17 protein-coding genes are annotated in these 17,012 nt (G+C 67.7%); 9 read left to right on the top strand and 8 right to left on the bottom strand.

Going from position 1 to position 17,012, the window contains the following annotated elements; all coding sequences use genetic code 11:
• Positions 1–58: 58 nt before the first annotated feature.
• Positions 59–1,186, bottom strand: a complete 1,128-nt coding sequence (locus HQ314_RS11770) for a resuscitation-promoting factor (RefSeq protein ID WP_222629006.1) — start codon at positions 1,184–1,186, stop codon at positions 59–61.
• Between the two features lie 379 nt (positions 1,187–1,565).
• Between HQ314_RS11770 and HQ314_RS11765 the strand changes: the two genes are divergently transcribed.
• The 4 genes from HQ314_RS11765 to HQ314_RS11750 all read left to right on the top strand — a co-directional run bounded on the left by HQ314_RS11765 (position 1,566) and on the right by HQ314_RS11750 (position 4,780).
• Entirely contained in the window at positions 1,566–2,954 is a 1,389-nt protein-coding gene (locus HQ314_RS11765) for an amino acid ABC transporter substrate-binding protein/permease (protein WP_373425295.1), read from the top strand.
• On the top strand, positions 2,951–3,718 hold the full coding sequence (locus HQ314_RS11760; RefSeq protein WP_081821039.1) for an amino acid ABC transporter ATP-binding protein: 768 nt from the start codon (positions 2,951–2,953) through the stop codon (positions 3,716–3,718). The genes HQ314_RS11765 and HQ314_RS11760 overlap by 4 nt, the downstream gene beginning before the upstream one ends.
• 49 nt (positions 3,719–3,767) lie before the next feature.
• The gene (locus HQ314_RS11755) at positions 3,768–4,028 is read left to right on the top strand and encodes a hypothetical protein (RefSeq protein WP_027504090.1); all 261 of its coding nucleotides are present in this window, start codon (positions 3,768–3,770) and stop codon (positions 4,026–4,028) included.
• A 113-nt stretch (positions 4,029–4,141) separates the two neighbouring features.
• A complete protein-coding gene (locus tag HQ314_RS11750) occupies positions 4,142–4,780 on the top strand; it encodes an LppP/LprE family lipoprotein (RefSeq protein ID WP_222650152.1) in 639 nt (212 codons plus the stop codon).
• Here HQ314_RS11750 and HQ314_RS11745 read toward each other — a convergent pair.
• Entirely contained in the window at positions 4,777–5,604 is an 828-nt protein-coding gene (locus tag HQ314_RS11745; RefSeq protein WP_222650151.1) for a TatD family hydrolase, read from the bottom strand. The genes HQ314_RS11750 and HQ314_RS11745 overlap by 4 nt on opposite strands.
• A 21-nt stretch (positions 5,605–5,625) precedes the next feature.
• Between HQ314_RS11745 and metG the strand changes: the two genes are divergently transcribed.
• Positions 5,626–7,179 carry a methionine--tRNA ligase gene (metG, locus tag HQ314_RS11740; RefSeq protein WP_222650150.1) on the top strand — a complete coding sequence of 518 codons (1,554 nt, stop codon included), beginning with the start codon at positions 5,626–5,628 and terminating at the stop codon, positions 7,177–7,179.
• Here metG and HQ314_RS11735 read toward each other — a convergent pair.
• Both HQ314_RS11735 and HQ314_RS11730 read right to left on the bottom strand, forming a co-directional pair.
• Positions 7,158–8,327, bottom strand: coding sequence for a low temperature requirement protein A (locus HQ314_RS11735; protein ID WP_308119368.1), 1,170 nt, complete (start codon positions 8,325–8,327; stop codon positions 7,158–7,160). The genes metG and HQ314_RS11735 overlap by 22 nt on opposite strands.
• A complete protein-coding gene (locus HQ314_RS11730) occupies positions 8,324–9,715 on the bottom strand; it encodes a wax ester/triacylglycerol synthase family O-acyltransferase (protein WP_222650149.1) in 1,392 nt (463 codons plus the stop codon). Before HQ314_RS11730 ends, HQ314_RS11735 begins: the two co-directional genes overlap by 4 nt.
• A gap of 336 nt (positions 9,716–10,051) precedes the next feature.
• On the opposite strand from HQ314_RS11730, the gene HQ314_RS11725 reads away from it, so the two are divergent.
• Together HQ314_RS11725 and HQ314_RS11720 are read left to right on the top strand one after the other, a co-directional pair.
• Positions 10,052–11,047 (top strand): alpha/beta hydrolase, encoded by a 996-nt coding sequence (locus HQ314_RS11725; RefSeq protein WP_155956926.1) that lies wholly within the window; start codon positions 10,052–10,054, stop codon positions 11,045–11,047.
• 56 nt (positions 11,048–11,103) lie between these two features.
• Positions 11,104–11,532: an SRPBCC family protein gene (locus HQ314_RS11720; RefSeq protein ID WP_027504095.1), complete on the top strand. Its 429-nt coding sequence runs from the start codon at positions 11,104–11,106 to the stop codon at positions 11,530–11,532.
• Between the two features lie 16 nt (positions 11,533–11,548).
• Here HQ314_RS11720 and rsmI read toward each other — a convergent pair whose 3' ends face one another.
• Positions 11,549–12,376: a 16S rRNA (cytidine(1402)-2'-O)-methyltransferase gene (gene rsmI, locus HQ314_RS11715; protein ID WP_308119367.1), complete on the bottom strand. Its 828-nt coding sequence runs from the start codon at positions 12,374–12,376 to the stop codon at positions 11,549–11,551.
• Between the two features lie 176 nt (positions 12,377–12,552).
• On the opposite strand from rsmI, the gene HQ314_RS11710 reads away from it, so the two are divergent.
• The gene (locus HQ314_RS11710; RefSeq protein WP_222629038.1) at positions 12,553–14,019 is read left to right on the top strand and encodes a dolichyl-phosphate-mannose--protein mannosyltransferase; all 1,467 of its coding nucleotides are present in this window, start codon (positions 12,553–12,555) and stop codon (positions 14,017–14,019) included.
• A 4-nt stretch (positions 14,020–14,023) separates the two neighbouring features.
• On the opposite strand, the gene HQ314_RS11705 is transcribed toward HQ314_RS11710, so the two are convergent.
• From HQ314_RS11705 to HQ314_RS11695, 3 genes are all read right to left on the bottom strand, one after another.
• A complete protein-coding gene (locus HQ314_RS11705) occupies positions 14,024–15,712 on the bottom strand; it encodes a BCCT family transporter (RefSeq protein ID WP_261781633.1) in 1,689 nt (562 codons plus the stop codon).
• A 59-nt stretch (positions 15,713–15,771) separates the two neighbouring features.
• Entirely contained in the window at positions 15,772–16,206 is a 435-nt protein-coding gene (locus HQ314_RS11700) for a DoxX family protein (protein ID WP_027504098.1), read from the bottom strand.
• A gap of 76 nt (positions 16,207–16,282) precedes the next feature.
• The gene (locus HQ314_RS11695; protein WP_222650148.1) at positions 16,283–16,642 is read right to left on the bottom strand and encodes a GntR family transcriptional regulator; all 360 of its coding nucleotides are present in this window, start codon (positions 16,640–16,642) and stop codon (positions 16,283–16,285) included.
• Between the two features lie 27 nt (positions 16,643–16,669).
• Between HQ314_RS11695 and arsC the strand changes: the two genes are divergently transcribed.
• The gene (arsC, locus tag HQ314_RS11690) at positions 16,670–17,011 is read left to right on the top strand and encodes an arsenate reductase (glutaredoxin) (RefSeq protein ID WP_027504100.1); all 342 of its coding nucleotides are present in this window, start codon (positions 16,670–16,672) and stop codon (positions 17,009–17,011) included.
• Position 17,012: the final 1 nt, after the last annotated feature.

The raw sequence follows: 17,012 nt of genomic DNA, 5'->3' as shown, positions 1-17,012 counted from the left end.
GCCGGCGAATCGGACGTCGGCGGGGAGACGGGAGGTTCGGACACGGGTGGAGCGTATGTCAGCGCAGCCCGAGCCTGCTGGTGCAGGAGGGCCAGGCGCCCCAGCCCTGGGTGCGCTGGGTCTGCGACGCGATCGCGATCTGCTCCTCGCGGGTGGCCAGGTCGGCGCGCGCCGCGTACTTGAGCCCGCCCTGCCGCTCCCAGGTGTTCTGGTCGAACTGCACGCCGCCGAAGAAGCCGTTGCCCGTGTTGATGGCCCAGTTCCCGGTGGCCTCGCACTGCGCGAGGGCGTCCCAGACGGCGCCGTTCTCGACCGGCGGCACCTCGGTGCCGGGCTTGGCACCGACGCGCACGGTCTTGGCGACCGGCGGTGTCGTGACGTCGGCCTTCACGAGCGTGCGGGAGACCTCGACACCGTTGACCTTGTTCACCGAGTAGGTCGCGTTCTGCTCGCCCGGAGCGCCGGCGGACTCCTCGATCGTCTTGCTCATGTTCATCGTCGGATCCTCGATGCGCTGATCCGGCGCGACGACGGGTTCGGTGACGCTGACGGTCTCCGTCCGATCGCGGGTCACCGTGACCACGGCGCCCTCGACGAGCGGCTCGTCCGCCGCGGGGGCGACCGTGTCGTTCTGTTCGAGAGGCGCACCGGCCGCGGCGAGGAACTCGCCGACGGTGGGTGCGGCGAGCCGCATCGGTGCGGGCGACGCGGCCCCGTCGGCGAGGGTCACGGACTTCGGCAGCACGACGTTGACGGAAGCACCGTCGAGCGGCAGCGGGTCGGACTCCGACTCGTCGATGTGGACGTCGGGAGCGATGCCCAACTGATCCTTGGCCTCGGCGACGGTGGAGGCGGTGGTCCACACCGTCGTCGGCGCACCGTCCACGGTGAGAGTCACCTCGCGGGCCCGCTTGAGTGTGACGGTCTCTCCGTCGGCGAGGGTCGCGTCCGCGGCGGGCGCGACCTCGTCCCGCTCGGTGGGCTGATATCCGGCGGCCTCGAGGGCGCTGCGGACGTCGGTGGTCATCGTGGAGAGCTGGACCTGCTGCCCGTCGACGTCGATCGTGACGGTCTTGTGGCGGGCCACGGCGACGCTCGCTCCCACGACGAGTGTGGCGAGAAGCGCGGCCACCACGACGTACAGCAGGCGGGACCGGGCGGAGTTGAGTCTGGCGACGTGCGACATCGTCACCGCGCTCCCGCCCCGGTGGACACGACTGGTCGAACGGACATCACGGACGAACAACGCAACTTCGATTTCCTTGCCGGGTCGAGACGATCACGAGGCCGAGAGGCTCGCATCGGGGTCATACGATCACGATACGGTAACGAGCGGGCACAGGTTCGGCAACTTCGCGGCCCCGAGCAGGCCGTCGACCGTTCCTACCTTCCGGTAAGGGTCGTCACGAGCCCCCCGGCCGATAGGGTCCGAGCCGACTGTTCACCTGCACCAGAACGGAAGGCTCTTCGTGAATCCGACCTCCCCACCGCGATCCGAACGCGGACGGTGGCACCGACTGCGCCGCCTCCCGGCGATCACCGCCGTCGTGGCACTCGTCGCGTTGGTGCTCGCACCCGCAGCGCAGGCCCAGCCGGCGCCCCCGAGCCCGGTGGAGGGTCGCACGTTCGCCATCGCCACCGACGTGACCTTCGCACCGTTCGAGTTCCAGAACTCCGACGGTCAGTTCGTCGGCATCGACATGGACCTGATCCGAGCGATCGCGGAGGACCAGGGTTTCCAGGTCGACATCCGGCCCCTCGGGTTCGACGCGGCGTTGCAGGCAGTGCAGGCGAACCAGGCCGACGGCGTCATCGCCGGCATGACGATCACGCCGGCACGCGAGGCGGTGTTCGACTTCTCCGAGCCCTACTTCGAGTCCGGCGTGCAGATGGCCGTGCTCGAGAACTCGTCGATCACCTCGTACGACGATCTCTCCGGGCAGCAGGTCGCGGTCAAGAACGGCACCGAGGGCGCCGACTTCGCGGAGAGCATCAAAGCGCAGTACGGCTTCACGACGCGGTACTTCGCCGACTCCGCGAGCATGTACGACGAGGTGCGCACCGGGAACTCGGTCGCCGTGTTCGACGACTACCCGGTGCTGCAGTACGGCATCACCCAGGGGAACGGTCTGAAGACGGTCACGGAGAAGGAGTCGCCGAGCAACTACGGCTTCGCCGTGAACAAGGGCGCGAACCCCGAGCTGCTCGCCGCGTTCGACACCGGACTGGCCAACCTGCGGTCGTCCGGCCAGTACGACGAGATCCTCGGTACCTACATCGGCGCCGCGGCGGACGAGACGGACAACTCGATCCCCGGACTGATCAAGAGCGAGTACAAGGAACTGCTGAAGGGCCTCTGGCTCACCATCGTCCTGACGGTCATCTCCATCGTGCTGGCCCTGATCCTCGGCGCCGTCTTCGGACTCTTCCGGGTGTCGACGAAGGCGTGGCTGCGCGGGATCGGCGCCACCTATGTGGCCATCTTCCGCGGCACGCCACTGCTGGTGCAGGCCTTCTTCATCTACTTCGGCATTCCCGCCGCGCTCAGCTTCCAGATGTCGGCGTTCACCGCCGGCATCATCACGCTGTCGCTCAACGCCGGTGCGTACATGGCGGAGATCGTCCGCGGCGGCATCCTGTCGGTGGACAAGGGCCAGATGGAGGCCTCGCGCAGTCTCGGTATCAGCTACCTGACGTCCATGCGCAAGGTCGTGATGCCACAGGCGATCCGGACGATGATCCCGTCGTACATCAATCAGTTCGTCATCACGCTGAAGGACACCTCGATCCTGTCGGTGATCGGCCTCGCCGAACTCACCCAGTCGGGGCGGATCATCATCGCCCGCAACTTCCAGTCGTTCAACATGTGGCTGATCATCGGCGTCATGTACTTCGTCATCATCATGGCGTTGACGATGCTGTCGAACCGTCTCGAGAAGAGGATCAACAAGTGAGCACCGAGACCACCGCGCCCGACGCCGCTGCGGCCGAGGTCAAGATCCGCGCCATCGGACTGAAGAAGTCGTTCGGCGATCTCGAGGTGCTCAAGGGCCTCGACGTCGACGTCCACTCGGGCGAGGTGGTGTGTGTCATCGGCCCGTCCGGTTCCGGCAAGAGCACCTTCCTCCGGTGCCTCAACAAGCTCGAGGACATCACGGGCGGCACGGTCGTGGTCGACGGTTTCGACCTGACCGATCCGAAGGTGAACCTCGACTCCGTGCGCCAGCACATCGGCATGGTGTTCCAGCACTTCAACCTCTTCCCCCACATGAGCGTCATCGAGAACGTGATGCTCGCGCCCGTGGAGACGAAGAAGTCGGACAAGTCGAAGGCGCGCGAGAACGCCGTTCGTCTGCTGGCCCAGGTGGGCCTCGCCGACAAGGAGAACGCGAAGCCGGCGCAGTTGTCCGGTGGGCAGAAGCAGCGCGTCGCCATCGCACGTGCACTGGCGATGGACCCGGACATCATGCTGTTCGACGAGGCCACGAGTGCGCTGGACCCCGAGATGGTCGGCGAGGTCCTGCAGGTCCTCCGCGATCTGGCGAAGGGCGGCATGACGATGGTCGTCGTCACGCACGAGATGGGCTTCGCCCGCGAGGTGTCCGACCGTGTGATCTTCATGGCGGAGGGGTACATCGTCGAGGAGGGTTCGCCGGACGACCTGTTCGGCAACCCGCAGCACGAGCGAACGAAGGACTTCCTCGACAAGGTTCTGTGAGACGCGGGCCCCGCACCGAGAAGCCGCTACACCGACGAGAGGCACGACAGTGAGCGACGACCAAGAGATCATGCAGAAGATCACGGCGAAGATCGACGCTCGGTTGGGTGCGCAGACGAACGGTCTGCAGAACGAGGTGCCGCCCGGAGCGAGCACGCAGGACGACGACGAGGACGGTGAGCGCGGTCCCCTGGGCCGCGACTACCACCTCGCGGGCAAGTACGCGCAGGCTCTGGCCATCAACGAGCCCAGCGTGATCGACCGTGCCGAGTTCGATCGACTGGTGGAGACGTACGGAGACGACGACTGATCCGACGCCGCGACCCGATCGTGACCTGAGCATCGGTAACGATCGGGTGGTGGTCGCCGACACACCCTTCGACCGCCGAGCAGGACGCTCGGTACGGACACCCTGGAGGCCCGGTGACCACTCTCCCGCGTTCGATGGCCGTTCTCGCCGTGGCGGCCTGCGCCGCCGCCGCAGTGTCGTGCGGTTCCGCCGGTACGACCGGGACGGCGCTCCCTGCCGACGACCCGGCACCCTCGTCGTCCGCTCCGGCCCCCGCACCGGCACCCGCGCCGGAGACGAGGGTGGAGACGCAGACCGAGACGGTCACCGTGCCCGCACCCGCACCGGCGCTGCCGGCGCAGGTGGTGCCGTGCGTCGATCCGAGTTCGCTGAACGTGCGCACCGCCGTCGCGAACCTGGGCACCGACTCGCAGGGCGGGGCCTTCGTGATCGACGATCACACGCCCGGCACCAGCGCGGACGGATGTCCGACGCTCGAATGGGCGCGGGCGACGGGGACCGGCATCCGGAACGGCACCGTGCAGTCGCACGTCCTGTTCTTCACCAACTCGGGTGACTACCTCGGGACCGCGACGTCGGACGCGTACAGCTACACCTCGGTGGTCGGTGCGACCGACAGCACGGTCACGGTGCGCTACCGGTGGCTGAACCCCGACGACGCGTTCTGCTGCCCGTCGAACACCTCGTTCGTCGAGTTCGACATCACCGGGAACACCATCACCCCGTACGGCGAGTTCCCGCCCCAGAACTAGAGCCGGTAGACCCGCTCCGCCGTGGCGGTCGCCGACGCCGCGACGTCATCAGCAGTTCGGCCGGTCGCCTCGGCCAGCGCACGGGCCGTGTAGGGCAGGCAATACGGCTCGTTCGGAGCACCGCGGAACGGGTGCGGTGTCAGGAACGGCGCGTCGGTCTCGAGCAGGTACTGTCCGTCCGGCACCACCTGGGCCGCTTCCCGCAACTCGTGCGAATTCTTGAAGCTCACCGTCCCGGAGAAGCTGAGCACGTAGCCGGCGTCGACGCACACCTGCGCCATCTCGGGACCGGACGAGAAGCAGTGGAAGATCACCGTCTCCGGCGCGCCCTCGTCGAGGAGCACCGCGAGAACGTCGTGGTCCGCGTCGCGGTTGTGGATCATCAACGGCTTCCCGACGCGCTTGGCCAGGTCGATGTGCCACCGGAACCCGTCGACCTGCTCCTCGACCGAGGCGCAGCCGTCGAGCTTCCCCGGCCAGTAGTAGTCGAGCCCCGTCTCCCCCACGGCGACGGTGCGGGGATCTCGCGCGAGGCGTTCGATCTCCGCGCGGACCTCGTAGGTGAGCACGTTCGCGCGCGTCGGATGGATCGCGGTGGCGGCGTACACGCGGGAATCCCAGTGTGCGGCGGCGACGGCGAAGCGAGCAGCGTCCAGGTCGTCCGCGACGGTGACGACGCGTCCGACGCCCACCGATGCGGAACGATCGAGGATCGCCGCGACCGACGCTGCATCGGTGGCCCCGCACGCGTCGAGGTGCGTGTGCGCGTCCACGAGCGGTGCGAGCGGAGTGGGCAAGTCGGGGGCGGGACGGTCTCTCGGCACGAAAGATAGAGTAGGCGCACCATGACTGAGACCGGTTCGACCAAGCCTGCGTTCTACATCACGACCGCTATCGCCTACCCGAACGGTGATCCCCACATCGGCCACGCGTACGAGTACATCTCCACCGACGTCCTCGCTCGGTTCAAGCGGCTCGACGGGTTCGACGTGCGGTTCCTGACGGGAACGGACGAGCATGGTCTGAAGATGGCGCAGACGGCGTCGAAGGAGGGCATCTCCACCGCGGATCTCGCGCGTCGGAACTCGGACGCGTTCCAGGCCATGCAGGAGTCGCTGAAGATCACGTTCGACCGGTTCATCCGCACCACGGACGCCGACCACCTCGAGGCCAGCCGCGACCTGTGGCAGAAGATGACCGACAACGGCGACATCTACCTCGACTCGTACAGCGGGTGGTACTCGGTGCGGGACGAGGCGTACTACGCCGAGGGCGAGACCACGCTGCAGGACGACGGTTCCCGCATCGCGACCGAGTCGGGCACCCCGGTGGAGTGGACGGAGGAGTCGACGTACTTCTTCCGGCTGTCCGCGTACCAGGACAAGCTGCTCGCGCTGTACGAGGAGCGTCCCGAGTTCATTCTCCCGGCGGGTCGCCGCAACGAGGTGGCGAGCTTCGTGAAGTCCGGTCTCAAGGACCTGTCGATCTCACGGTCCACCTTCGACTGGGGTGTCCAGGTTCCCGGCGATCCCGACCACGTCATGTACGTGTGGGTCGACGCGTTGACGAACTACCTCACCGGCGTCGGCTACCCCGACACCGACAGCGAGTCGTTCCGGAAGTTCTGGCCGGCCGACGTCCACATGATCGGCAAGGACATCGTGCGATTCCACGCCGTGTTCTGGCCGGCGTTCCTGATGTCGGCAGGTGTCGAATTGCCGAAACGCGTGTTCGCGCACGGCTTCCTGACCAACAAGGGCGAGAAGATGTCCAAGTCGGTGGGCAACGTCGTCAGCCCGGCGGCCTTGATCGAGGAGTACGGCCTGGACTCGTTGCGCTTCTTCCTCCTGCGCGAGGTGTCGTTCGGACAGGACGGCAGCTACAGCCACGAGGCGATCGTCACCAGGATCAACGCCGACCTGGCCAACGAACTGGGGAACCTGGCTCAGCGGTCCCTGTCCATGGTGGCCAAGAACTGCGATGCGCAGGTGCCGACACCCGGCGAGTTCACCGCCGACGACGAGGCGATGCTCGCTCGCGTCGATGCCCTTCACGCCGTGGTGCGCGGCCACATGGACGCCGTCGAGATGCACCTGGCGCTCGACGCGATCTGGTCGGTACTCGCGGAGACCAACCGCTACTTCTCGTCGCAGGAACCGTGGGTTCTGCGCAAGACGGGTCCGGCCCGCATGGCGACGGTGCTGTACGTGACCCTCGAGGTGCTCCGCGTGACCGTCCTGCTGACCCAGCCGTTCATGCCCGACAGCACAGCGAAGCTGCTCGATCTGCTCGGGGTGACGGAACGCGAGTTCGACTCGCTGACAACGCGTCTCACGCCCGGCATCGCGCTGCCCAAGCCTACCGGCGTCTTCCCCCGCTACGTCGAACCGGAGGAGTGAGCGGACCGATCGGCGACCGTCGTACCGACCACGGCGAGCAGGATCACGGCCGTCACGGCCCCACTGACGACGGCCGACCCGGGTACCGCCGTGGCCGCGAGCACGGCGACACCGCCGACCGGCGTCACGACGTTCACCAGCCGTGACGACCGGCGGCGCATCGCCACCATCCAGAACCCCAGCACGAAGACCGCGACCGGAATCGTGATCGCGGCGGAGGACCGACGGTCCGACAGCACTCCGTCACCCTCGATGTGCGCGACAGCCACCTCGATACCCGCGGACACCGCGCCCGCGGCCGCGAACACGAAGTAATGCGTGTAGCCGAAGCTCAGCGAGCGGCCGAGTCTCGCTCCGACCGAATCCTCCTGCGACACCGAGAAGTACAGCCACCACATGCCGGCGACGACGACGAGCGTGGCCATCGCGAGGCCGACGAGTTCGACCGTGTGATCGTGTTCGTTGATGCCGCCGACAATGGCCGTCGCCGAGGCCAGCAACGACTCACCGAGCAGGATGAGGGTGAAGAGACCGTAGCGCTCGGCGATGTGCTCGCCGTGCAGCGGCGTCCGTCCCGCGCGCTCCGCCAGCACCGGGACGGCGAGCTCCGCGGCCACCAGCGCGACGAACCCGAGCACCGCGACGCTGTCGGGAAGCGCGAGTCGGGCGACCCACAACACCTGCACGACGGTGATGCCCACCGCGTATCGCATCGCAGTACCGCGGAACTCGCTGTTGCGCAGCCCCGCCCGTATCCACTGACTCACCATCGCCAGTCGCATCACGACATAGCCGATGGTCACCAGCGTGAAGTCGTAGTCGATCATCGCGTCGGAAACACCGCTGGCCAGGATCAGTACGCCGGCCATCTGCACGATGGTGGTCACGCGGTACAGCCAGTCGTCGGTGTCGAACGACGTGGCGAACCACGTGAAGTTCATCCACGCCCACCAGATGGCGAAGAACACCATCGCGTAGGCACCGATGCCCGACGCGATGTGGTCCTCCTCCAGAAGATGGGCGAGTTCCACGGAGGCGAACGACACCGCAACGACGAAGACAAGATCGAAGAACAGTTCCAGCGAACTCGCCGCTCGATGTTCCTCGTTCGGGTCCCGCGGAACCATGGGCCGCAGAGCGAGACTCACCCGTCGGCCAACTTCTCGAGCTCCTCGAGTGCGGTGTCGAGATGCGTGAGCATCCGCTGCAGGGACGGCACGCTCCGTCGATCTCCGACCAGTCCGAAATTCACGTTGTCGGCATTGGTGGCCAGGGTGATGTTGAGCGCCTGACCGTCGAGCACGATCGACGCCGGGTACACCCCGTCCAGTCGCGCACCGTTCCAGTACATCTCGGACTTCGGGCCGGGCACGTTGGAGATGATCACGTTGAACGGGGGCGGGGTGTTGCGGACGAATCCCGGTACGGGAGTGAGCAACAGAGGGGCCATCACGGCGGCACCGTAGCTCAGCGCCTGCAGCGGAGACAGGGTGCGCATCATCGCCTTCGACTCGTTCATCGACGAGACGACGGCGGCGAGACGGCGTTCCGGATCGGGTTGATCGGTACCGAGGTTGCAGAGCACCGTGGTGACGGCGTTACCGCCGTCCGCGTCCGCGCCGGCCTCCCGCATGGATACCGGCACCATCGCGATCAGCGGCTGGTCGGGCAGTGCGTTGCGGTCGATGAGATAGGACCGCAGCGCCCCGGAGCACATCGTCAGCACCACGTCGTTCAACGTGACCCCCAGCGCTGCCGCGATGTCCTTCATCCGCGACTTGGACCACTGCTGCGAGGCGAAGCGGCGTGCCCCGCCGATCGGCACGTTGAGCATCGTCCGCGGCGCGGTCAGAGGCAACACCATCTCGTTGCCGCGCAGCTTGTTCAGACCGATCCGGGCCGCGGCGGGTCCGACCCCGGCGAGCTCACCGGCCGCCTTGACGCCCGTGGACAGCAGCGACAGGACGCCACCGTCGTCGACCTTCGCGACCTCGGTGCTCTTCTTCTTCGGCCGCTCGAACAGCGCCGGGTCCCAGATCGGGCCGCAGTCACGGGCCTCGGGATCGGTGGTCAGGGTGCGCTCGAACAACTTGAGCGCCGAGACACCGTCGACCAGCGAGTGGTGGATCTTGCTGTAGAGCGCGACGCGGCCGTCGGCCAGGCCCTCGATGATGTGCAGCTCCCACATCGGGCGATGCCGATCGAGCGGCGCACTGTGCTCGGCGGAGATGTAGCGCAGCAGCTCGCGGATGCGGCCCGGCCGCGGCAGCATGATGCGCCGGACGTGATGCTCGAAGTCGAGCTCCTCGTCGTAGATCCAGCGCACGGTGCCCATGAAGTTCACCGGCGGCGCCGGCCGCTTGCGGAACAGTTTGTAGACGTCGGTGGCGGCCTGGAACGTCTCGTAGAGCTGCATCCCGAAGTCGTCGCCGGCGTCCTCCGGGGGCACGAACAGCTGCAGTCCCCCGACGTGCATGGGGTGCTCGCGCGTCTCGGCCAGTAGGAACATCGACTCTGTGACCGGCATGAAGGGCATGGGGGCGGACCTCTCTCGAACTGCGGAACCGCGTGGTCACGGTGCGGCTCACCTGCAGGTTCACTGTGCTACCCGGAAGTAACGAACCCACAACTATTGCGACAACGTGGGGTCACGGTGTGACCCCGGCAACAACTATTCCTCGAGAAGTGTTTCGTTTCGGCCCTATCGTGCGATTCCCAGTACGAGCAAGGAAGTGGAGGGCCACCCATGAGCATCGCCTCGGCCGAGATGACCGCACCGTCGTCGCTGACACGCACGTCCGCCAGTCGCCGGGTGCGACGCGCCCTCGGCGTCGGCACAGCCGTGGACCGCCAGGAGTTCGAGGGCGGCAGCATGCAGTCCAAGCTTCTCGCCGCGTACCTGCGCCGCACGGTCCGTCCCTTCCTGGGCGTGTGGGCCCGGACCCACAGCCTGCCGTGGCCCATGTCGATGGTCGACCAGGCCGGCCGACTCCTCCCACCCGTGGGTGACACCACCGTCGCGCCCGTGCGGCTCGACGAGTGCCGGGCCGAGTGGGTCCGCACGGACAGCCCGCGTCGTGTCGGTGCCGACGGCAGGTCCGAGCGACCGACCCGCCGCGCGGACCGCGATCGCGTGATCCTGTATCTCCACGGCGGCGCGTTCGTGGTGTGCGGCCTCAACAGCCACCGCCGGCTCGTCTCGCGCATCGCCCAGTCCACCGGTGCCGACGTGCTGTCGGTCGACTACCGGATGATGCCGCGCAACCCCATCTCGCACGCGGTGGAGGACGGGGTCGACGGCTTCCGCTACCTGCTCGACGCGGGGTACCTGCCCGAACAGATCTTCATCGCCGGTGACTCCGCCGGCGGTTACCTGGCCTTCATGGTGGCGCTCGCCCTGCAGAGCCAGGGTCTGCCGCCCGCGGGCGGCATCATCGCCCTGTCTCCGCTCACCGATCTCGATCCGACGCGGAAGATGTTGCATCCCAACGCGTCCCTGTGCTCGGTCTTCCCCAAGGGCGCCGTGCCGGCGCTCACCGAGCTGGCGGACGAGGTCGAGGCCCGCATCGTCGTGGACGGCAAGCGTGGTCCCCGCGTCTGTCCCGTCGACGCGGACCTGTCCGCCCTCCCGCCGGTCCTGATCCAGGTCGGATCCACCGAGATGGTCTACGCCGACTCGGAACTGATGGCGGAGCGCCTGGCGGACGCCGGAATCGAGTGCCGTCTCCAGGTGTGGCAGGACCAGGTGCACGTGTTCCACGCCGCGGACTTCGTTCCCGAGTCGGCGCGGGCGATCTCGGAGATCGCCGTCTTCGTCGACGAGCAGGTCCGCCGCGGCACAGTTCCCCTGGCCGGCACCGGGACATGATCACGACACCGACCCAAACCGCCCTGTAGGTGTGGACGGTCGGTTACATTCACGCCATGGCTGTCAGCGGAAACAGAGAAGTCGAGATCGAGGCACCACCGGCCGACGTGCTCGCGGTCATCGCGGACCTCGAGGGCTTGCCGGCATGGTCGTCGATCCACAAGAAGGTCTCGGTGCGCGAGCGCGACGATCAGGGTCGTCCCGTCCTCGCCGAGATGACCGTCGCCGTCATGGGATTCACCGACGAGCAGGTGCTGCGCTTCACGTGGTCCGACATGTCGGTGGCGTGGGACGTCGTCGAGAGCACCCAGCAGAAGTCGCAGCACGCGGAGTACCGCCTCAGCGAGACCGACAAGGGCACCCACCTCGAGTTCGAGATCACGCTCGACCCGAAGATCCCCGTGCCGGGATTCATCGTCAAGCGCGGGACCAAGTCCGTCCTCGAGACGGCGACCGACGGACTGCGCCAGCAGGTCGTCGGCTGACGTCGCGGCGTCGGCGTCAGCCGCGCGCGACCAGCACCGCTTCGTAGAGCGCACGCTTGGACACGTCCGCCGCCGTCGTGGTGGCCACCCGTGCGCACGCGTCCTTGAGGCCGAGTCCGGCGGACACGAGATCCTCCACCTCCGCGACGAGGTCGGCGGGATCCGCACTGACGGGCTCGGCTCCGGCCAGGACCACCGTGATCTCGCCGCGCACGCCGTCGGCGGCCCACGCGGCCAACTCCCCCAGCGTCCCTCGCTTCACTTCCTCGTAGGTCTTGGTCAATTCCCGGCACACCGCGGCGCGCCGATCGGGGCCGAGTACCTCGGACGCGTCGGCGAGGCAGTCCGCGATGCGGTGCGGGGCCTCGAAGAACACGACGGCGCGGCTCTCCGTCGTCAGCGTGCGCATCCACGCCTGCCGGGGACCACGCTTGCGAGGGGCGAATCCGTCGAAGCAGAAGCGCTCCACCGGCAACCCCGACAGGGCCAGTGCGGTGGTCACGGCGGACGGCCCGGGCAGGCAGGTCACGCCGATCCCCGCCTCTGCGCACGCGGCCACCAGTCGGTAACCCGGGTCGCTCACGGAGGGCATACCGGCGTCGGTGACCAGCAGGACCCGCCGCCCCTCGCGCATCTCGGCGAGCAGCAGGGGAACCCGATCGACCTCGACCTGGTCGTAGAAACTGACGACGCGACCGGTGATCTGCACCCCGAGTGCCGTGGCCAAGGACTTCGTGCGACGCGTGTCCTCCGCCGCGACGACATCGGCCGTGGCCAGTGCGTCGCGCAGTCGGGGCGACGCGTCTGCGGGGTCCCCCATCGGTGTCGCACCGAGTACCAGCACGCGTCGTCCTCATCTCGCTCGTCGGTCACGACCGCGGTCGCCGTCGGCATCTAGCCTACGATCGAATCGTGACCCTCGTGACCGCGCGTATCCCCACCGGTCGCGACGGTTCCGACGAGTACCTCACCGCGCCGCGCCCCGCTCTCCCGCCCGCAGTGTTCGGGCCCACCGACCGCATGCGCGGATGGATCGTCACCGCGGTCCTCACGGTCCTCGCGGCCGTCACCCGCTTCACGATGCTCGGCTATCCGACCGACGCCGGCACCCCGGTGTTCGACGAGAAGCACTACGCCCCGCAGGGCTACCAGGTTCTCACCGGCGGCGGCGTCGAGGACAACCCGGCCTACGGCCTCGTCGTCCACCCGCCCGTCGGCAAGCAGCTGATCGCCGTCGGCGAGGCACTGTTCGGCTACACCGGATGGGGTTGGCGGCTGTCGTCGGCCGTCTTCGGTGTGATCCTCGTTCTCCTCGTCGTCCGCATCGTGCGCCGCATGACGCGCTCGACGCTGCTGGGCGCGATCGCCGGGATCCTCATGATCGTGGACGGTGTCACGTTCGTGACGTCCCGAGTCGGCATGCTCGACATCTTCATGGTGGTGTTCGTCGTCGCCGCGTTCGGCGCTCTGGTCCGCGACCGGGACGACGTCCGGGAGCGGTTGCACCGGGTCGCCGTCGAGGGCCGCATGGAGATGACCACGTGGGGCCCGCGTCTCGGCGTCCGCTGGTGGCGGTTCGGCGGCGGACTCCTGCTCGGTCTGGCGTGCGGAACGAAGTGGTCGGGTATCTACTTCGTCGCGTTCTTCGGACTGCTCAGCGTCGCCTTCGACGTCGCGGCGCGTCGCCAGTACGGGGTCACCCGGCCGTGGGTCGGCACCGCCGTGCGCGACGTCGGACCCGCGCTGTACGCGCTGGTGGCGATTCCGCTCGTCGTCTATCTGGCCACCTACGCCGGCTGGTTCGCGAGTGAGACCGGCGTCGACCGGAACGCCGTGGGCACCGACATCGGGACGGGCGGACCGTTCTCGTTCGTGCCCGCCGCTCTGCGCTCGCTCTGGTACTACAGCGGCAACGTCCTCGACTTCCACGCCGGACTGACCAACTCGGCCGGTAACCGCCACCCGTGGGAGTCCAAGCCGTGGACGTGGCCGATGGGTCTGCGGCCGATGCTCTACTACTTCGCCGACGGGCAGCAGATCACCGGTTGTTCGACGGGCGGCAACTGCGTCAAGGCCGTCATGCTCATCGGCACGCCTGCTCTGTGGTGGGTCGCGTTCCCGATGCTCGGCTGGGCGCTGTGGAGCACCGTGGCCCGCCGCGACTGGCGCTACGCCGCCGTGCTCGTCGGCTACGGCGCCGGCATCCTGCCGTGGTTCCTCACCCTCGACCGTCAGATGTACTTCTTCTACGCCGCGGCGCTCGCGCCCTTCCTCGTCATGGGCGTCACCCTGGTCCTCGGCGACATCCTCGGGCGAGGACTCCGCGGTGGGCAGGGTCGCGAGCGCCGCACGCTCGGTCTGCTGCTGGTCTCGCTGTACGTCGCCGTGGTGATCGCCAACTTCGTGTGGCTCTGGCCGATCCTCACGGGTCTGCCCATCAGTCAGGAGACGTGGCAGCAGCAGCTCTGGTTGCCGAGCTGGCGCTGACCGCTCAGAGCTCGGTGCGCCCGGCCTTCGTCAGCCGGAGACGTCGACGACGTTGCGTGAGCACCAGTGGATCGTGCGACAGGTCGCGGTAGAGCGACACCGACAGCCCGATCATGACCAGCACGAACGGCGCCGCGGCGATGATTGTCATGGTCTGCAAGCCGTTGAGCGCGTCCGCGCCGCCCGTCCACAGGATGATCGCGGCGGTGCCACCGGTGATGGCTCCCCAGAACACGACGACCCAGCGGCTGGGCTCGAGGGTTCCGCGCTGACTGAGGGTGCCCATGACCATGGACGCCGCGTCGGCACCGGAGACGAAGAAGACGGCCACGAGAATCATCACGACGACCGTCGACAGCCCGAAGAGCGGCAGGTTCTCGAGCATGCCGAACAGCTGAGACTCGCTGCTGGCGCGCGCGGCCAGGTCGATGCCGTCGCGCTGTTCGCCGATACCGGCTCCGCCGAAGATCGAGAACCACACCAGGCTCACGGCACTCGGGATCACGATGACACCGATGATGAACTCACGAACGGTGCGGCCACGGCTGATGCGGGCGAGGAACATGCCGACGAAGGGGGTCCAGGAGACCCACCAGGCCCAGTAGAAGATCGTCCACGACGACAGCCACGACGCGGTCTCCGGATCGGACGACGCCGCCGAGCGAGCCGACATGTGGAACAGCTGGCTCGCGTAGTCGCCGATGGTGGTGGGAATCAGGTTGAGGATCAACACCGTCGGGCCCAGCACGAACACGAAGAGTGCGAGGACGAGTGCCAGCACCATGTTGATGTTGGACAGCCACTGGATGCCCTTGGCGACGCCGGAGACCGCGGACGCGACGAAGGCGAGGGTCAACAGCGCGACGATGGCGACGAGCAGGAGCGTGCCGGCCTCACCGAGCCAGCCGATGACCTCGACACCCGAACCGATTTGCAGCGCACCGAGTCCGAGGGAGGCGGCGGTACCGAACAGCGTCGCGAAGATGGCGAGGATGTCGATGACCTTGCCGATCGGGCCCTCGGCGCGGCGGCCGAGCAGGGGGAGGAAGGCGGAGCTGATGAGCTGACGACGGCCGCGGCGATAGGTGCTGTACGCGACGGCGAGACCCATGACGGCGTAGATGGACCACGGATGCAGGCTCCAGTGGAACATCGTGGTGGCCATGGCCGTTCCGACACTGCTGTCGGTGCCGGGCGGCGGCGTGACGAAGTGCGTCAGCGGCTCGGAGACGCCGTAGAACATCAACCCGATGCCCATGCCGGCGCTGAACATCATGGCGATCCAGCTGACGGTCTTGAACTCCGGCTTCTCCCCGTCCTTGCCGAGCGGGATACGTCCGTACTTCGACATCGCCAGGTAGATGCAGAAGAGCACGAAACCGGTGGCGGAGATGATGAACAGCCAGCCCATGTTGGTGACGAGCCAGTCCAGCATCGAGGACGTCACGTTCTCGAGGCTCGTCGGTCCGGCCAGTCCCCAGACGATGATGCCCGTGACAACGGCTGCCGCGACGCCGAACACCACGGGGTCGAGGGTGGCGCGCCGCGGCGCCGGTTCCTGCGACCCGGGGTCCTGCGCATCGGGGTGCGCGGAGGTGGGCAGCACGGCAGATGCCGCGGACGAGGGAACGTCCGCGGCATCATCGCGTGGGGTGTCAGCCGGTCCTGTGTCCGTGTCCATACGCGATGTCATGAGACGTCACGTTGCTCGCCTCGACGCCCCGGTGCAAGTTCACAGACTGTTTTCGCAGGTCAGGACGATACGCGTGCACGTGACTTCGGACGGCGGAATGCGCGGTCGACACTGTACGTGCCCGAGCCGACTGCCGCGAGGAGAAGCGCTCCGGCGCCGAGTGCGACGACCAGTTCCCAGCCGCCCTCGCCGACGAAGACGCCCTTGTCGAGGTGCACGAAGACGAGCGCGCCGACCATGTCGACGACCAGCAGCAGAGCCGCGACGGACGTCAGCACGCCCAGGATCAGAGCGGCTCCACCGATGAGCTCGACGAAGGTGGCGAAGTACGCCGACACCTGCGGGGCCGGAATGCCCATGCCCTCGAAGCCGGCGGTGGTGGCGTCGAGCCCGTTGGTACGCAGTTTCTGCCACCCGTGGGCGACGAACACGACGCCCAGGGCGATGCGCGCGACGAGTGCGGCGATGTCTCGAACGACGACAGGTGTCTTCACAGTGATCCTCTGATGGGTCGGGGTGGATTCGGGATCACGATGACACACTTAGGTTGAAGCGTCAACCTAAGTGGTGTCAGAAGTCCGTGAGCGCCGTCCGGACGTAGCGCAGAGCCACCTCGTCGTCGATGCCGGCGCGACGCGCCGCGCGGACGTACTCCGTGGCCGCGAGTTGCACTGCCCCGGCCGAAGGATCGCCGCCGGCCGCCACGAAGGTGCCCGACCGCCCCCGGGTCTCGATCACGCCGTCCTTCTCGAGTTCGCGGTACGCCTTCGCCACCGTGTTGGGAGCGAGGTCCAGCGTCGCCGCGAGAGCTCGCACCGTCGGCAGTTTCGATCCCGCGATGAGCTGCCCCGACCGCACCGCGGCCACGATCTGCGACCGCACCTGGTCGAACGGCGCCGTCCCCGACGCACCGTCGATCGTGAACCTCATCGGTCCCACTCCCGCCATACTTGCTCCATGTCCGTCACGATCTATCACAACCCCCGGTGCTCGACGTCCCGCAACGTACTCGCGGCCATCCGCGACGCGGGGGTGGAGCCGACCATCGTGCCCTACCTGACCACCCCGCCGGACGAGGCGACGTTGCGAGCCCTCATCTCGGATGCCGGCCTCACCCCGCGCACCGCTGTGCGCAAGCGCGAGACACTGTACAAGGAACTCGATCTCGCGAATGCCGACGACGAGACGGTCCTGCGCGCCATGCTGACGCATCCGGTACTCATCGAGCGGCCCTTCGTGGTCGGCGAGAAGGGCACCGTCCTGGCGCGCCCGGCGGCCACGGTGAGCACGGTCCTCTGAC

The sequence above is a fragment of the Rhodococcus sp. BP-332 genome, from assembly GCF_019836065.1.
Classification (GTDB): domain Bacteria; phylum Actinomycetota; class Actinomycetes; order Mycobacteriales; family Mycobacteriaceae; genus Rhodococcoides.
The sequence above is the reverse complement of the archived record's forward strand: the minus strand, read 5'-3'. Positions and strand labels throughout refer to the sequence as shown.